We start from the raw sequence: 15,470 nt of genomic DNA on the forward strand, positions 1-15,470 counted from the left end.
AACCTGCCACCGGAAACACCATGAACGCCAACACCTCGTTCCTGCGCCGTGCCCTCACCGTCACGCTCGCCACCGCCCTGTCGCTCGGCAGCCTTGCCGCATCCGCGCAGACCCTGCAGAAGGTCAAATCGGCCGGCGAGTTGCGCATCGGCGTGGCACCCGGCGACCCGTGGTACTTCTGCGATCCGGCCGCCGACAAGTGGACCGGCCTGGGCGTGCTGCTGGGCGAGCAGGTCGCCAAGGAGATGGGCGTGAAGCTGACGCCGGTCGAGACCACCTGGGGCAACAGCGTGGCCGCACTGCAATCGGGCCAGATCGACGCGATGTTCGTGCTCGACGCCACCGAGGAGCGCAAGAAGGCGCTCGATTTCCCGGCCAACCCGCTGCTCTGGTACGCGCAAGGCGTACTCACCAAAGACGGCCTGGCCGCCAAGAACTGGGCCGACCTCGACAAGCCCGAAGTGCGCATCGGCGTGGCCCTGGGCACCGCCACCGACCGCGACCTGACCGTGCGCCTGCCCAAGGCCAAGATCGAGCGCTTTACCAACACCGACGAGACCGTGGCCGCCTTCATGTCGGGCCGCGTCGACGCCATCGGCTTCTATCACCCGGCGCTGGTCATCGCGTACTCGAAGATCCGCAAGGGCAAGGTGGTGGTGCCGCAACCGGTCGTCGCACTGCCGACCAGCGTGGGCATCCGCCGCGAAGCCGACACCGCCTTCCGCGACCAGCTCAACACCATCATCGGCAAGCTCTACACGTCGGGCCAGACGCAGGCGCTGTACGCGCAGTACCTCAAGACGAAGAACATCGACGCGGCCACCGTGCCCGGCGTGATGAAGGAAACGCTGGGCCAGTAACCAGCGCAAGACGGCGAAGAACATGAACTACGCGTGGGACTTCAGCGGCGTCTGGGCGCACCGCGACATGCTGCTGGCCGGCTTCATCGGCACGATGAAGATCGCGGCCGTCGCCATCGCGGTGGGCGTGCTGGTCGGCATCGTGCTCGCCGTGCTGCGGCTGTCGGGCAAGCGCTGGCTCGCATTGCCCGCGCTGTGGTTCATCGAGTTCTATCGCAACACGCCGCCGCTGGTGCATTTCTTCTGGGCCTTCTATGCCCTGCCGGTGCTCATCGGCGTGAGCCTCGACCCGTACGTGGCCGCCGTCATCGCGTTGTCGACGCAGTCCGGCGCCTTCTTCGCCGAGGTGTTCCGCGGCGGCGTGGTGTCGGTCGAGCGCGGCCAGTGGGAAGGCGCCCGCGCCATCGGCATGCAGCCGCTCCAGGCGTTGCGCCGCGTGGTGCTGCCGCAGGCCATGGCGCGCATGGTGCCGCCCTTCATCGAGCGGTCGTTCGAGCTCATCAAGACCACCGCGCTGGCGTCGACGCTGGCGTATTCCGATCTGCTCTACCAGGCGATGCAGATCAACTCCATCACCTTCCGCCCGCTCGAGGTCTACACCGTGGTCGCGGCCATCTTCTTCTGCACGTTGCTGGTGCTGAGCATCGGCGCCCGCGCGCTCGAACACCGGCTGGGCGTGCACACCCGGCCGCAGGGAGCCTGAGCCGCCATGGACTTCACCTGGGACTTCAGCGTCATCCTGCAGAACTGGCCCGTGCTGCTGCGCGGCGTGGGCGTCACGGCCGGCCTGTGGGCGGTGGCCTTCCCGGCGGCGATGCTCGTCGGCGTGCTGATCGCGCTGGGCGCGCGGTCGGGCAACCGCTGGGCCGGCGCGGCGGCGCGCGGCTACATGGAACTGTTCCGCAACATCCCCATCCTCATCCAGCTGGTGTGGTTCTTCTACGCGTTCCCCATCGTCACCGGCGTGCAGCTGAGCCCCTACGTCGCGGCGTTGCTGGCGCTCACGCTCAACGCGTCGGCCTACTGCTCGGAGATCTTCCGCGGCGGCATCGCGTCGCTGCCCAAGGGCCAGTGGGAAGGCGCGCTCGCCATCGGCATGCAGCGCACGCAGGTGCTGCGCCGCGTGGTGCTGCCGCAGGTGCTCAAGCGCATGCTGCCGGCCTTTACCAACCGCGGCATCGAGCTGGCGAAGAACACCTCCGTCGCGTCCGTCATCGCCGTGCACGAGCTGATGTACCAGGGCCGCGCGCTCAGTGCCGTGTCGTACCGACCGCTGGAAATGCTCACCGCCGTGGCCGTGATTTACTTCGTGCTCATCTACCCCGGCGCCTGGGCCGCGGGCCGGCTCGAGAAGCGGCTTGCGCTGCGCAGCAACTGAACCCGAACGAACACCGATGGCGACCCATACCCTTCTCCCCGACTTCGCGCCCGCGCCGTCCGCCACGCGGCGCGACTACGTCGCCCAGACCCTGCGCACCGCCATCCTCACCGGCCAGATCGCGCCCGGCACGCAGTTGGTGGAGAGCCACTTCGCCACCCAGTTCGGCGTGAGCCGCGGCCTGCTGCGCGAAGCCATTCGCGAGCTGATCGAGACCGGCCTGGTCGTGAACCGCCCCTATGCCGGCACCTACGTCGCCGACATCGACGAGAACACGATGAGCGACGTGTACGAAGTGCGCCGCATCATGGAAAAGCAGGCCTTCATCCGCCTCTGGCCGCAACGCGACGCCGCCTTCCGCACCGAGATGACCGCCCGCTACGAAGCCCTGGCCGAAGCCGCTGCCAACCGCGACCTCAACCGCGAAAGCGCCGCCGAGGCGCACTTCCACGGCCTGGTCTACGAACGCTGCGGCAACCACCTGCTGCTCGACGTGTGGCAGCAGATGACGCAGAAGATCCAGCTCGGCTTCGCCGTGTGCCGGCTCACGCACACGCCCAAGCCGGACTATGCGGAGAACCACCAGCTCTTCCTGAAGCTGGCGATCGGGGACGACCTGAACGCGATGCTGGAGGAGCTGGATGCGCATTTGCTGCGCGGGTTGTCGACGATTCGGGCCGCGTTGCGGGGGGCGGCCGCACGAGTATGAAACCGCTATGCGCTCTTGCTGCAACCCTTGGCGGTTGAGCGCTGCTCTCCATGTAGATGCATTCAAAATAAAGCTTAAAGCGCCGCGGTGATGCCTCGTACGCATGCGCTTCACGATTCCAATTCGATCGCGACAATTCCGGCTTTAATGAAGCTAGCACTTCAGCCTGCTGTAAAAAAGTTTAGCTGTAGATGTATGGGCGACTCTGAGTATCTGAACGTCGCGTCAGGGAAGCTGCGCAATGGGCCGAACTCCACCCTTGCGGATTGCGACGCAAGGCGTGAACCGCCTCCCGAGTTAAATGATAGGCAGAGGCGTCAGAGCGGCTAGGCTTAGTATGGGTTCTTTTGATTTGGCATTGTGCCAAACGACCTCAGTACCCATTTTGTAAGCTGCAATCAGATCATTTATCGAGTTTTTGCTTTTGGGGCGGACAACTTTGGCCGAAGATGCGATTGCCATGTAACACACGGCTATATAGTCAAGCAAATGGATAATCAGTTGCGGCCGTATATTTGTGTAATGACCGGTGTGCGCAATTTTATTCCTAAGAAAATATATTCGCCGAAGTTGGCGCTCTACATCATCGTTCGATCTTTTTAGTCGATTTTCGATAGATTTATTCCCTTGGAGTTCGCTGTGAATTAATGAAAGGCGAAACTTCAAATGGTGAAGCTCTCCAAGGCTTTCAAGTAGTTCCTTACACAGTTCTTCTGTCTGAAGTATTTTGAAAATAGCTTCATCAGAAGTGCTTTGTGAAAATTTCTCTTGTTCTTCAAGAATTTCTTTTTTTATTTTTGGTGGGGCGGCGATTGAATTGTCAACTAGTAGTTTTTTGATGTAGCAGATGCGGCGATATATGCCAGTCACAGCATAGATTTGAGGAGCGTATTCTGTGATATTACTGAGAATTCCACCATCCCCATCCGAATAAATAGATTCGAGAGAGATCCATAGATTTATCAATTTTTGCTCAAGCGAGATGGAATTTCTTGCGAGCCTAAGGTAGCGGAGAGATCTCCCTAAATGCTCTTTTCCATCTTCGTTAAGTACTGACAGAACATGCAGTATTGATGTTCCAGAATTCGAAAAATAAGTTCCGCCCTCTGAAGAAAGAAGGCTGATAAGTCTATTTATGTTTAGCGTCTCTGTATGGGTCAGATTTTGGTTCTTTGATACTGCCACACATATTGCGGATGTCTCAATGCGCGGATTCAATTCCAAAGCGGTAACCGCATCAAGCATCTTGTCAAGTGTTTCCTTCGCTGTCCACGATGCGCTGACGTGATCCGTAGATTCGACCATGGTTTGAGCGACTACATTTGCTTCAAAATCCTTCTGCATCTTTTTGCCATGCGGAGTGGCAATAAACTCCGGAATCTTGCCGGAGAAGTTGATTGTTGTTTTGTCTTGAATGTCAAGCAAAAGGCTGGGCTTGTTGGAGCGTAACGCAAAATAGACGTCATACTGACTGGTCTTGGTGCGAAGCCGTTCTTCCAGCGCTGAGAATTGCTGCTCGAAGTTTCGTTTCCCGTAACCTTTTAGTTGTGTAAAAAGTGCCGCGCGGTTGTAAAGGTATGTAGGGGAATACCCTCGGTTGAGCAGATGGGTTATATACAGACTGGTTAGAGAATAAATCTCTTGCGTTATCCTCCCTTTTTTTGACAAATCCGTCGGGTCAACCAATGATTTTTTGAGATCGGCCGCCAATGTTTCAATATAAATGTCTTCATGCGCTAGTATGGCGCGACATAGAACGCGGAGTCTAATAAGTTGCGGAGCGCTGAAGTTGCCACTTTCAATGCTCTTGAATAGTTGGGCGCACGGAGCCTTTATATGCGCAATGAGTTTTTTGGCGACCGGATCGCATTCCCAACAGTTTTCAATTTCTTTGAGAACGTTGAATAAGTATGCTTTATTCTGATCATTTTTCTTGTATTCCTCTATATAAACAATTGCTTCGGCACAACTGCTAAAGATGTTCATTAGCCTCGATTGATGAAAGTGCGGTGTATTCATGCTTAATTTTTCGATGAATGTTTCCGCAAAAAATCGTGGACGGAAGTCGACTGTTGGGAGGCCTTCCCACATTGAATCTGGAAAATACTTCATTTTATTTTCGGAAGCTCCGTGTTTTTTATTGTGTGCAAGAATTTGACTGCGCTTGGTTTATTGGGGCGTCTTTTACCGGCTTAGGCCAGCACTATTTGCAAAGATCATGCTGGTGCTTTCGTCGCAATGAGAAGTCGTTGTGTCGCTCGCGTCGCGGCGACGTATAGCAGCCTCGCTTCCGCTTCCACCTCGTCTTGCTTGTGGGACGATCCGTTGAGCCCCATCACCGTCACGATCGGAAACTCCAACCCCTTGCTGACATGCATCGTCATCACCTTGATGCTGTCCTCCAGCGGCCTGAAATCCCCCGACCTATGGCGCACCTGATGCGGCAGCCTGCGGCGCGCCAGCGCACGCGCGCATTCCTCCATCCCCTCGTAGTGCCGACACAGCACCGCCATGTCGCCCCACGCATGCCCTTCCTGATGCGCCGCGCTCAGCAGCTCGGCGACCTTCGCGGCCTCTTCGTGCAGCGTGGGCAGGTCGATCACCATCGGCTCTGGCCCTTCGCGGCCACAGCTCACGGGCAACAGCAGCGGGATGCCGTCTTCGCCCTGCTCAGAGTTCTCGGCGGTGAGCAGCCCGCCCGCGATCTGGCTCGCCGTCTGCAGGATCTGCCGCGTGTTGCGGTAGTTGATCTTCAGCACCGTCGTGCGCCCCTGCGCCTGGATGCCGACGCTCTTGAAGCTGAACTGCTTGCTGCGCTGCCGCTCGTAGATGCTCTGCGCGTCGTCGTACAGAAGCAGCAGGCTGTTGGTGCTCGGGTCGACCATCTGCGTCACCAGCTTCAGCCATTCGGGGCGGAAGTCGTGGCCTTCGTCGATGAGCACGGCGAGGTACTGGCCCGACGGGATGTGCTTGCGGTCGACGGCGCGGATCACGCGGTCGACCATGTCGTCCATCTTGGCGCCGGTCGCCATCTTCTGCGGCGGCAGTTCCTGGCCGAAGGCGACGAGTTGCTGCCGGCACCACTTGTGGAAGTTGCGCACGTGCACGCGCTCGCTCAGGCCCTTGGCCTCCATGACCGACGCGAGCTTCACGGCCAGCGGCTCGTTGTAGCAAAGCACGAGCACGGGCTTGGCGGCGCTGGCGGCCTGGGCCAGGAATTCGGCGCGGTAGCCGAGGATCATGGTCTTGCCCGAGCCCGCCACGCCGTGGATCACGCGGTGGCCGTCGCCCAAGCTGCGTGCCAGTTGCTCCTGCTGCAGGTCCATCACGCTCAGGATGCTGGGCAGCGCGCGCTCGGCGGCTTCGTCCTGCGCTGCGTCGGTGCTATCGAACAGACTGCGCTGCGTGTTGACGCGCACCTCGGGGAACAGCAGCCAGCGCACGCGGTCGATCTGCGGCAGGGTGAGCGCGCCGCGCATCAGCGTGGGGAACATCCCCCACAGGCGGCTCTGCAGGTCCTCGGGGTCGGCGTTCTCCTGCATCTCGTCGGCGCACAGCACGCGATGGCCGTCGATGGCGTGCTGCAGTCCGCTGGCCTCGAACTGCCGGCGCGTGATGTGGCTGAAGACGACGCCGTAACTCCACGGAAAAGTCAGCATGCCCTGCCACTTGCCGCTGGGCTGCACCAGTTGCGGGTCGCGCTTGAGCGCGTCGACCACTTCCTCGGCGTAGTGCCGCGCCTGCTCGAAAGGGTTGTTGACCGACTTCAGCTCGCCGCCAGGCACGATCTCCCACATGCCGCGGGTGGCCTTCTGGATGGTCTCGAGCCGCCAGTCCTTGACCTCGAGGATGAGCAGGCCGCGCAGCGGGTGCAGCACGATGAAGTCGGGGTGCGACCGCTTCGGTCCCACCGGCACGTCGTACCAAAGGAGGTAGTCGCTATCGAGCTTCTGTTCCAGCCGTTCGGCCAGGCGGCGCTCGCCCGTGGTCATGCGGGACACGCTGGCGCCGAGCGACGGTATGAGAACGGCCATGAGGGTTCAGGCGTGGCGATAACAATTATTTACAACCATCATGCCTACCTGAACGCTGTATGAACAGTCCTACAAACCAGCGGATGAGCTGGCTGTGACTTTGTGCCTTACCGATGGAGGCGTACCGAGCGGCGGAGTCGTCCATCTGGGCGAGGTGCTGCCGTGGTGAGCAGCCTCGCCTTCATCCCCTGCTGCGCGCTCAGCCCGCGTTCGCCGGCACCGGCGTGTTGAGCAACTGCTGCTCCCACAGGTACGCGATGCCGCTGCCACCGGCATGCTGCACGATCACTTTCGTCAACTCGGCAGCGGTTTCGGCCCGAGCCCAGTCGCGCTGCCATTCGGCGGCGAGGGCGAGCCAGGTCATCATGTTCGCGCCCGCCGCGATCATTCGCTGGATCGCGATCTGATGCGCCTCGACGGAAACGCCGCCGGACGCATCGGTGACGACGGTGACGTCCCAGCCCTCGCCGAGCGCCTGGATCGTCGGCATCGCGACGCACACCTCGGTCCACAGGCCCGCGATGACCAGCTGCTTGCGGCCGGTGGCCTTGACCGCGTCGACCGTCTTCTTGTCCTGCCAGGTGTTGATGAAGGTCCGATCGATGACTTCCTGGCCGGGGAACACATCGGTGATCTGGGGGAACAGGAGCCCGCCCCGCTCGGCGATCACGCTCGTCAGGATGACGGGAACGCCGAAGGCCTTGGCGGCCTTCGCCAGTCCCACGGTGTTGTTGACGACCATTTGCGGTTCGTGACTGTTCACGTTCGCCAGTTGGTAAGGCTGGTGGTCGATCAGCACGAGGACCGAATCTTCGGGACGCAGAAGCGAGGAGAGGCCGTTGCGAAAAGTCATTGGAAATTCCTTGGTTTCGCCGCTGTAGCGGGCTGGGGTTGTGGCGCGATGCGCCCTTGGCGATGTCGCCAGCAGAAAGTATTGCGTTCCTTGAATGGGCGCGGTAGTACCATCTTTCGGCGTGCTGTGTCGCGATTTAAGGAACACCAGAATGGACATCGAAGACCTGCGTACTTTTGTCGAGGTGGCCCATGCGGGCGGTGTGTCGTCCGCTGCCGTGCGGCTCGGCATCTCCAAATCGATGGTCAGCCGCCGGCTGGTGCGGCTGGAGGCGGAGCTCGGCGTGCAGCTCCTTTCGCGGTCCACCCGCGGGGCCGCCCTGACGGAAGCTGGCACCACGTTCCGGGACCATGCGGCCCGGATCTGCGCGGAAATGGACGTGGCGAAGGAAACGATCCTGCCGGAGGGCGACCTGCGTGGCCGTCTGCGGGTCGCCGTGCCACAGACGTTCGGCTCGACCCACTTCGCGCCCATGCTCGCTGAAATGGCGCGGCGCCATCCCCAGCTTCACATCCAGACCTGTTACAGCGATCGCTTTGTCGATCTCATCGCCGAAGGCTACGACTGTGCGATTCGGGTGGGCTATCTCGAGGATTCCAACCTGATCGCACGGCGCGTCGGCCCGATCTACGGAAAGCTCGTCGCGAGCCCGGCCTATGTCAGTGCACACGGTTCGCCCGAGACGCCGGACGAGCTTGGCGCCCATGAAGCCCTGATGCAGGGCACCGAGGCTTGGCAGCTGATGGACGGCGACCGGACCCTCACCGTGCGACCGCAGGGGCGGTTCAAGGCCGACAACGGCATCGCGTTGGTCGCCGCTGCGGTCGCCGGACTCGGCATCGCCTATTTGCCCGATTGGCTCACGAAGGAGTACGTGGCCGCCGGCGCACTCGTGCCGATCATGGAACGTTATCCACCGCCTCCGGCAGGTGCCTACGTCATTCGGCCCCCCGGCCAGCACCCCGCGAGAAAGATACGCGTCCTGACCGAGCTACTGATCGAGTACTGCAACGAGTCGCCGGACGACGGCGGGTGGGCTGCCCACATCTGAGGAAAGCAGGCGCGCCTGCCGCCGCCAGCGCAATGGCGCATGTCAGCGAAACCTCGCCACGCTCGCAAGAGGCCGAAAGTTTCGGTTTCGGCCGCTATCGTGCGCTCTTCGTTACGCGCCTGAAACATGGCGTGGCTGCGCGGAGCAAGTCTCGCCCGGTCAAACGTGAGAGCTGCAACTGTGTGTGCAAAAGATTGCGGAACTTTCCCGGACACCGTCCAATCGCGCCATCCGAAAAGGATGAGTAGGGGCTTGTCTCCAGCAGGTGTCGGCGATATCCGACATGCCTTGCAGCTCAGTTCTCCGTTTGCAGCCTTCGCAAGAGGGTTGCAGATCTTCTGTAATTTTCTCGCCGGTAGTCGAACGGGCGCAGTGGTCTCCCAGAGGCCGTTGCTTTGCCATGCACCTCGTTCGGCGGTCGTGCAATCCACCTTTTATCGTGTCGAAACTACTTGTCTCATGCTTGGGCGCCGTTGCCGCCATTGCCACTCTCCATCCCACTTCCGTGCTCGCGCAAAGCCGCTACATCACCGGTCAAGGCGGCGGGTTCTCGCTGAGCAGCAGCACGGTGGTTCGCTACGGCGCCAACAACGCGTTCAACGCCAAGACCTTGGCGAGCGGCTCCTATATCTGCGGTGACCAGCTGTTCGGCGATCCCGCGCCCGGCCTCCCGAAGTCGTGCTTCGCGGACAGTGCGTCGGCACCGGCACCCGCACCCGCCCCGGCGCCAGCGCCTGCACCGAGCTCCTCCACCACGCAGCTCAAGGAGATCACCGGTCAAAGTGGCAGCTTCACGCTGACGACGACGACGAGCGTCGTGTACGGGCGGGGCACCCAGACGGTGACCAAGGTGCTCGCTGCGGGCACCTACACCTGCGGCGACCAGCTGTTCGGCGACCCGGCTCCGGGCGCGAGCAAGTCCTGCTACACGGCCACCACGTCCACCCCGGCGCCTGCTCCGGCACCGGCCCCTGCGCCAGCGCCGAGCCCCGCACCGGCACCGGCACCGGCCCCTGCGCCCGCGCCCGCACCTGCTCCGTCCAACTCGAACGTGCTGGGCATTTCCGGCGACGTGATGGTCAACGGCGCAGTGTCGAATGCGGAATACCAGGCCATGGCCCAGAAGATGGGCACCGACGCGGCCATCGCCTACCGCTACGGCCCGTCCTCGACGGAATACGGCACCGCCACGCTCAGCGGCCTGCCCACCTACGGCAAGCGCCCCAGCCAGTCGATGAACATGCTGTCGATCCAGAACCCCAACGGCCGAGGCAACCGCGGTTGCGGCTGGACGGGCTGGTGCGGCAATTGGCAAGTCGGCGGGCCGCTCGACTACGAGCCGGGCGACTACAGCTCGAGCATCCTGAACTTCGGCTACATCGCCGACGCCACGCCCGACGCCAGCTTCTACAAGAAGTCCTATGCCCCGGGCCTGGGCTCCGTGCAGGCCATCGGCATGGCGCACAACACGATGTCGGTCGAGCCCGAGCCGAGCTGGACGCGCTACGACGGCCCCGCCAACGACGGCGGCGCGCTCGACGCGAGCATCGTCTCCTACCTCAAGAGCTTCCCGCTCGACAAGCCGGTGGCGCTGGGCAAGTGCTATGGCCGCGGCGGCTGGTGCACCAGCACCCTGGCGGTCTACGCCGACGGCCGCATCGTGAGCGTCGGTAGCAACACCGCCAGCACGATGATGAGCACGCAGCTGCCTTCGGGCAAGGTGCCCACGGCCATCACCATCACCAACAGCGGTGAGTTCGCGCTGGTGACCGTGTGGGACACGGCCGCCATGCGCGGACAGGTCGCCGTGCTGGCGCTGGGTGACGGTTGCCAGAACTGCACCATGGCCAACGAATCGCAGTGGAGCGGCAACTGGGGCAACTGGAAGCGTTCCTACCCGGGCCTGCCCGGGCTGGGCAACTACAACTTCATCAAGCTCATCGGCTTCGTGGACCTGCCCGAGAGCATGAGAGCGCCGACGGAGATCTCCGTGTCCACCGGTCTGGCCAACAACGACTACCAGCTCGTTCGCCGCTATTTCGACACCGACCTGGACAATTCCAGCGTTCGCGCCCGCTACTTCAACGGCGACCTGTCCAACGCCTACGCCCGCACCGGCATGGCGGTGGTGATCTCCAAGTCGGAAAAGCGCGCCGCGTTCGTGGACCTGCGCCCGCTCCTGGCGTACTACAAGCAGCAGTACTTCGGTCAATCGCAGTCGGGCTTCAACAGCATGATCGCCAACCGCGGCACGCAGCCCTCGCAGTGGCCGTACACCTTCGACGTGGCGCCGAGCCAGAAGCCGTCGGTGGTCAAGGTGATGGACCTGGACAACCGGCCGACGGCCGTGAAGGTGGCGCTGGCCGCACCGTTCCGCGCATTCATCGCCACGCAAGAAGGCAAGCTGCGGGTGTTCGACCTCGGATCGGGCTACCTGAACCAGCAGGCCGGCGGCACGCCGTCGGACATCGTCGAGCGCTTCTCGGTGGCCGTCGGCCGCAACCCGACCGGCCTCGCCTATGCCAAGGAGAAGGCAGCGCCCCCGAGGGAGATCTACCCGAACTCCGTCGAGCGCGAGATGATCGTGACCTCGCGCGGCGACCGGAAGATCCAGTGGGTTCGCTTCGACGCGAACATCAACTCGGGGTCCGTGGCACGCACGCTGCAGGAAAGCCGGATGGTCGACCCGATCTCGACGGAAGACACCGACAACCATGGCTCCGAAAGCTACGTGCTCAGCGTGGCCGACTACGGCGGCAAGGGCATCCACAACTTCCTGTACGGCCCGATGGTCTGGCACACCAACCCGGCGACGACGGCCTGCTCGCCGGCCAAGGGCGGTTGCAAGCTGCTCGACAACGCGCCCTTCGAATACGGCGGCACGTTCAAGGTCCCGGGCAAGCCCTTCCACGCGATGGGCGCGAACATCAACTGATGTCGACGGGTGGTGCACACACCACCCATCCCTGACGCTGCACATCTTCCTCCCTGCCAGGCGCCATTCGGCGGCCTGGCGGGCGTGCGGCCGTCGCCCCCTCATCCCTATTCAAGAAAGAAATCCACATGTCAGCCAAACTCAACGCGCTCGTTCTCCTGTCCATCGCCGCCCTGATCAGCGGCTGCGGTGGCGGTGGGAGTGACGGAGACGATGCGGCGGCGTCCAGCGCCCCGACCGTGACCGACCCGGTCGGCCAGGCATCGCCGTCGTCGGCGCCGGCCAGCAGCACGGACCCGGCCGTGCAGCGCACCAACTGATCCGCCGCCGACACGTCGGCCCAGACAGACCCGTGTCGGCCCCTTGCGCCTACAGGGGGGCGTGCGAGGCGTTGCTAAGTTCAAGTCATCGAACCAACGCTCCGCAAGGAAGGAACACACCATGACCGACAACGACCGACGCCATGCCCCGAATGGCACCGAGCCCGACCGCATCGACCTCGTGTCCGACGCCTCGCTCGCGGAATGGGCTAGGAAGCTCGCCGTGACCGAGGATCAGTTGAAGGAAGCGGTGTCGAGGGTCGGTGACCGCGCCACCGATGTCGAGATGCACCTCAAGGGCAGCCGAAGCACGACCAACAAGGAGCGGGTGAAGGAAGTGGGCAGCGCCTGAGGGCACTGCGCCCGGTGCCACAGCGTCAGTAGCCGCTGGTGAGGTTGCGCCGCGCCTCGTCGCGACGGCGCTGCTCGCGCACCACGTCGCAGCGCGGATGGCGCGCGTACGCGGCTTGGCTGCAGTGCTCGGCCTCGCAGCGTGCGGCCAGCACGAAGAACAGGTGCTCGCAGCCGGCACGCGGATCGCCGGCATTCGCTCGGGCGATGGTGGTCGTCGGCGTGCGTGGCAGCGTCGTCGTGGCCGGCGTCTTTGCGGCCGGCGGTGCGGATGCAGTGATGGGCGCCGACGCAGGCCGCGGCATGGTCGGCACCATCGACTCTCCGGGCGAGAGTGCCGAGTCCAGCGGTACTTGCACGGCCGGCGCCGCTGCGGAAGCGGCAGGCGCGGCGATGGTGGTGGACGCGGCGCCGGCGGCAGGCGCGGCAACCGGCGTGGTGGGCAGCGGCTGGAGCGGCGCCGCCGCAGAGGCGACGCCGGGCGCTGCCGCGCGCTCCGGGCCAAAACTGATCCAGGCGGCAAGCACCAGCACGGTGGCACCGAGCAGCAGCACCGCGAGCATCAACCCGCGTGGTGCCGCGCCTGTGGTGGTGCCGGCGCGTGCTGAACCCGCTTCCGTGCGGGTCCCCGCCGATGATTTGGCCGTCGAACCCAGCGGCGCGCCCAGGGTGTCGAGCGCGGAGGGGCCGGTCGCGGCAAAGGCCGGCAGCTTGCCCGCGCAGCCGATGCAGAACATGGCGCGGTCGCGGTTCGCGGTGTGGCAGTTGGCGCAGAGAACGGTCATGGGCGCTCGGGCTCGGTCGGGTCAGGGTTGGCAGGTGAACATGAGCAACGACCGGCCGGTCACGGTGTAGCCGTGGCCAGGCTGGAAGTCGGCATCTTCCTGCGGGTCGAGCGCGGTGTCGATCACGCGCTTCCACGACTTGCCTTCGGCGCGCGGCGGCAGCACGAAGTCGATGGCGCCTTCCCACGCGTTGAAGACGAGCAGCACGCTGTCGTCGGCCGCGGGCTGCGGCAACGACGACGCGGGGGCGGTGCCTTCGAGCAGCAGGCCGAAGCAGCGGGTCTGCGGGTCGGTCCAGTGGGCCTCGTCCATCTCGTTGCCGTCGGGCGCGAGCCAGGTCGAGTCCTTCACTTGCGCGGCCTCGCTGAACTGGCCGGTGAGGAAGCGGTTGCGGCGCAGCACCGGCAGCGTGTGGCGCAGATGCGTGAGGTGCTGGGTGAACACCGTCAGGCTGCGGCCGGCCGGCGCGCTGGCGGCTTCCCAGTCGAACCAGGAGATGTCGCTGTCCTGGCAGTAGGCGTTGTTGTTGCCCTGCTGCGTGCGGGCGAACTCGTCGCCGGCCAGCAGCATGGGCGTGCCCTGCGACAGCAGCAGCGTGGCGAGCATGTTGCGCTGCTGGCGGGCGCGCAGGGCGAGCACCTCGGGGTCGTCGGTCGGGCCTTCGACGCCGCAGTTCCAGCTGCGGTTGTCCGAATGGCCGTCGCGGTTGCCCTCGTTGTTGGCGTCGTTGTGCTTCTCGTTGTAGCTGGTGGTGTCGGCCAGCGTGAAGCCGTCGTGCGCGGTGATGAAGTTGACACTGGCCCAGGGCCGGCGGCCGCGCTTGTTGAAGCGGTCGCTGCTGGCGGTCACGCACTGCGCCAGGGCCGGCGCCATGGCTTCGTCGCCCTTCCAGAAGGCGCGCACGGTGTCGCGGAACTGGTCGTTCCATTCGGCCCAGCCGGGCGGGAAGCCGCCGACCTGGTAGCCGCCGGGGCCGATGTCCCAGGGCTCGGCGATGAGCTTGACGCTGGAGAGCACCGGGTCCTGCCGGCAGCTGTCGAGGAAGCCGCCGCCTTCGTCGAAGCCGTGCGGCTCGCGCGCCAGGATGGTGGCCAGGTCGAAGCGGAAGCCGTCGACGTGCATCTCGGTCACCCAGTAGCGCAGGCTGTCGGTCACCATCTGCAGCACGCGCGGGTGGCTCAGGTTCACCGTGTTGCCGGTGCCCGTGTCGTTGATGTAGTAGCGCGGCTGGTCGGGCAGCAGGCGGTAGTAGCTGGCGTTGTCGATGCCCTTGAAGGAGATGGTCGGGCCCATCTCGTTGCCTTCGGGCGTGTGGTTGTAGACCACGTCCATGATCACTTCCAGCCCGTGGGCGTGGAAGCGGTCGACCATGTTCTTGAACTCGTCGATGTTCGGGCCGTCCATGTAGCGCTGGTCGAGCGCGAAGAAGCCGATGGTGTCGTAGCCCCAGTAGTTGGTCAGCCCCTTCTCGGTGAGGAAGGGCTGGTTCAGGAACATCTGCACCGGCAGCAGCTCGACGCTGGTCACGCCCAGTTCCTTGATCGGGCCGATCACGTCGTCGAGCGCCAGGCCGGCGAAGGTGCCGCGGAACAGCTCGGGCACCTTGGGGTGCTTCATGGTGAAGCCGCGCACGTGCGTCTCGTAGAAGACGGTCTGGTTCCAGGGCACGCGCGGCGCGTCGGTCTGCGTCCACTGGTAGCGCGAATCGACCACCACGCACTTGGGCATGAAGGGCGCGCTGTCGCGCTCGTCGAAGCTCAGGTCGCCATCGGGGTGGCCGACGGTGTAGCCGAACAGCTCCGGGCCCCACTGGAGCTCGCCCATGTGTGCCTTGGCATACGGGTCGAGCAGCAGCTTGTGGTGGTTGAAGCGGTGGCCCTGCTCCGGCTCGTAGGGGCCGTGCACCCGCAGGCCGTAGCGCGTGCCAGGCTCCAGCCCCGGCACGAAGCCGTGCCAGACCTCGTCGGTGTATTCGGGCAGCGTGATGCAGGCCGTCTCGGTGGTGCCGGCGTCGTCGTACAGGCAGACCTGCACCTTCGTGGCGTGGGCCGAAAAGACGGCGAAGTTGACGCCGCGGCCGGTGTAGGTGGCACCCAGCGGGTGGGGGGCGCCTTCTTCGAGCGCATGGGAAGTCACGGGTGCAGGCATCAACGCTCCGGGCAAAGATCAGCAATGTGCGCTTGTGCAGGCGTGG

13 protein-coding genes are annotated in these 15,470 nt (G+C 63.8%); 8 read left to right on the top strand and 5 right to left on the bottom strand.

Annotated elements, in window-relative coordinates:
• Positions 1-20: 20 nt before the first annotated feature.
• The 4 genes from QTH86_RS17890 to QTH86_RS17905 are packed head-to-tail and all read left to right on the top strand — an operon-like array spanning position 21 to position 2,947.
• Positions 21-860, top strand: coding sequence for a transporter substrate-binding domain-containing protein (locus QTH86_RS17890; RefSeq protein ID WP_286647545.1), 840 nt, complete (start codon positions 21-23; stop codon positions 858-860).
• 22 nt (positions 861-882) lie between these two features.
• Positions 883-1,563 carry an amino acid ABC transporter permease gene (locus QTH86_RS17895; RefSeq protein ID WP_286647546.1) on the top strand — a complete coding sequence of 227 codons (681 nt, stop codon included), beginning with the start codon at positions 883-885 and terminating at the stop codon, positions 1,561-1,563.
• Positions 1,564-1,569: 6 nt separating this feature from the next.
• On the top strand, positions 1,570-2,238 hold the full coding sequence (locus tag QTH86_RS17900; RefSeq protein ID WP_286647547.1) for an amino acid ABC transporter permease: 669 nt from the start codon (positions 1,570-1,572) through the stop codon (positions 2,236-2,238).
• 16 nt (positions 2,239-2,254) lie between these two features.
• Complete coding sequence (locus QTH86_RS17905; RefSeq protein ID WP_286647548.1) at positions 2,255-2,947, top strand: GntR family transcriptional regulator; 693 nt, start codon at positions 2,255-2,257, stop codon at positions 2,945-2,947.
• Positions 2,948-3,244: 297 nt separating this feature from the next.
• Here QTH86_RS17905 and QTH86_RS17910 read toward each other — a convergent pair whose 3' ends face one another.
• The 3 genes from QTH86_RS17910 to QTH86_RS17920 all read right to left on the bottom strand — a co-directional run bounded on the left by QTH86_RS17910 (position 3,245) and on the right by QTH86_RS17920 (position 7,834).
• Positions 3,245-5,059: a hypothetical protein gene (locus tag QTH86_RS17910; RefSeq protein ID WP_286647549.1), complete on the bottom strand. Its 1,815-nt coding sequence runs from the start codon at positions 5,057-5,059 to the stop codon at positions 3,245-3,247.
• A gap of 104 nt (positions 5,060-5,163) precedes the next feature.
• Entirely contained in the window at positions 5,164-6,981 is a 1,818-nt protein-coding gene (locus QTH86_RS17915) for a DEAD/DEAH box helicase (RefSeq protein WP_286647550.1), read from the bottom strand.
• A 199-nt stretch (positions 6,982-7,180) separates the two neighbouring features.
• Positions 7,181-7,834: a hydrolase gene (locus tag QTH86_RS17920; protein ID WP_286647696.1), complete on the bottom strand. Its 654-nt coding sequence runs from the start codon at positions 7,832-7,834 to the stop codon at positions 7,181-7,183.
• 151 nt (positions 7,835-7,985) lie between these two features.
• Between QTH86_RS17920 and QTH86_RS17925 the strand changes: the two genes are divergently transcribed.
• From QTH86_RS17925 to QTH86_RS17940, 4 genes are all read left to right on the top strand, one after another.
• A complete protein-coding gene (locus tag QTH86_RS17925) occupies positions 7,986-8,885 on the top strand; it encodes a LysR family transcriptional regulator (protein ID WP_286647551.1) in 900 nt (299 codons plus the stop codon).
• Between the two features lie 505 nt (positions 8,886-9,390).
• Positions 9,391-11,820: a hypothetical protein gene (locus QTH86_RS17930; protein WP_286647552.1), complete on the top strand. Its 2,430-nt coding sequence runs from the start codon at positions 9,391-9,393 to the stop codon at positions 11,818-11,820.
• A gap of 128 nt (positions 11,821-11,948) precedes the next feature.
• A complete protein-coding gene (locus QTH86_RS17935; protein WP_286647553.1) occupies positions 11,949-12,140 on the top strand; it encodes a hypothetical protein in 192 nt (63 codons plus the stop codon).
• Positions 12,141-12,261: 121 nt separating this feature from the next.
• Complete coding sequence (locus QTH86_RS17940) at positions 12,262-12,492, top strand: DUF3606 domain-containing protein (RefSeq protein ID WP_286647554.1); 231 nt, start codon at positions 12,262-12,264, stop codon at positions 12,490-12,492.
• A 25-nt stretch (positions 12,493-12,517) separates the two neighbouring features.
• On the opposite strand, the gene QTH86_RS17945 is transcribed toward QTH86_RS17940, so the two are convergent.
• Together QTH86_RS17945 and glgX are read right to left on the bottom strand one after the other, a co-directional pair.
• Entirely contained in the window at positions 12,518-13,276 is a 759-nt protein-coding gene (locus QTH86_RS17945; RefSeq protein ID WP_286647555.1) for a hypothetical protein, read from the bottom strand.
• A 21-nt stretch (positions 13,277-13,297) separates the two neighbouring features.
• Positions 13,298-15,424, bottom strand: coding sequence for a glycogen debranching protein GlgX (gene glgX, locus QTH86_RS17950; RefSeq protein WP_286647556.1), 2,127 nt, complete (start codon positions 15,422-15,424; stop codon positions 13,298-13,300).
• Positions 15,425-15,470 lie beyond the last annotated feature (46 nt).

Origin of the sequence: Variovorax sp. J2L1-78 (assembly GCF_030317205.1) — a bacterium.
GTDB classification, from domain to species: Bacteria; Pseudomonadota; Gammaproteobacteria; order Burkholderiales; family Burkholderiaceae_C; genus Variovorax; species Variovorax arabinosiphilus.

Bases quoted from the DNA above. Each gene is read 5' to 3' on its own strand.
- QTH86_RS17940 (WP_286647554.1), top strand. From the start codon at position 12,262: ATGACCGACAACGACCGACGCCATGCCCCGAATGGCACCGAGCCCGAC.
- QTH86_RS17905 (WP_286647548.1), top strand. From the start codon at position 2,255: ATGGCGACCCATACCCTTCTCCCCGACTTCGCGCCCGCGCCGTCCGCC.
- QTH86_RS17945 (WP_286647555.1), bottom strand. From the start codon at position 13,276: ATGACCGTTCTCTGCGCCAACTGCCACACCGCGAACCGCGACCGCGCC.
- QTH86_RS17920 (WP_286647696.1), bottom strand. From the start codon at position 7,834: ATGACTTTTCGCAACGGCCTCTCCTCGCTTCTGCGTCCCGAAGATTCG.
- QTH86_RS17910 (WP_286647549.1), bottom strand. From the start codon at position 5,059: ATGAAGTATTTTCCAGATTCAATGTGGGAAGGCCTCCCAACAGTCGAC.
- QTH86_RS17900 (WP_286647547.1), top strand. From the start codon at position 1,570: ATGGACTTCACCTGGGACTTCAGCGTCATCCTGCAGAACTGGCCCGTG.
- QTH86_RS17915 (WP_286647550.1), bottom strand. From the start codon at position 6,981: ATGGCCGTTCTCATACCGTCGCTCGGCGCCAGCGTGTCCCGCATGACC.
- QTH86_RS17890 (WP_286647545.1), top strand. From the start codon at position 21: ATGAACGCCAACACCTCGTTCCTGCGCCGTGCCCTCACCGTCACGCTC.
- QTH86_RS17925 (WP_286647551.1), top strand. From the start codon at position 7,986: ATGGACATCGAAGACCTGCGTACTTTTGTCGAGGTGGCCCATGCGGGC.
- QTH86_RS17935 (WP_286647553.1), top strand. From the start codon at position 11,949: ATGTCAGCCAAACTCAACGCGCTCGTTCTCCTGTCCATCGCCGCCCTG.
- QTH86_RS17895 (WP_286647546.1), top strand. From the start codon at position 883: ATGAACTACGCGTGGGACTTCAGCGGCGTCTGGGCGCACCGCGACATG.
- glgX (WP_286647556.1), bottom strand. From the start codon at position 15,424: ATGCCTGCACCCGTGACTTCCCATGCGCTCGAAGAAGGCGCCCCCCAC.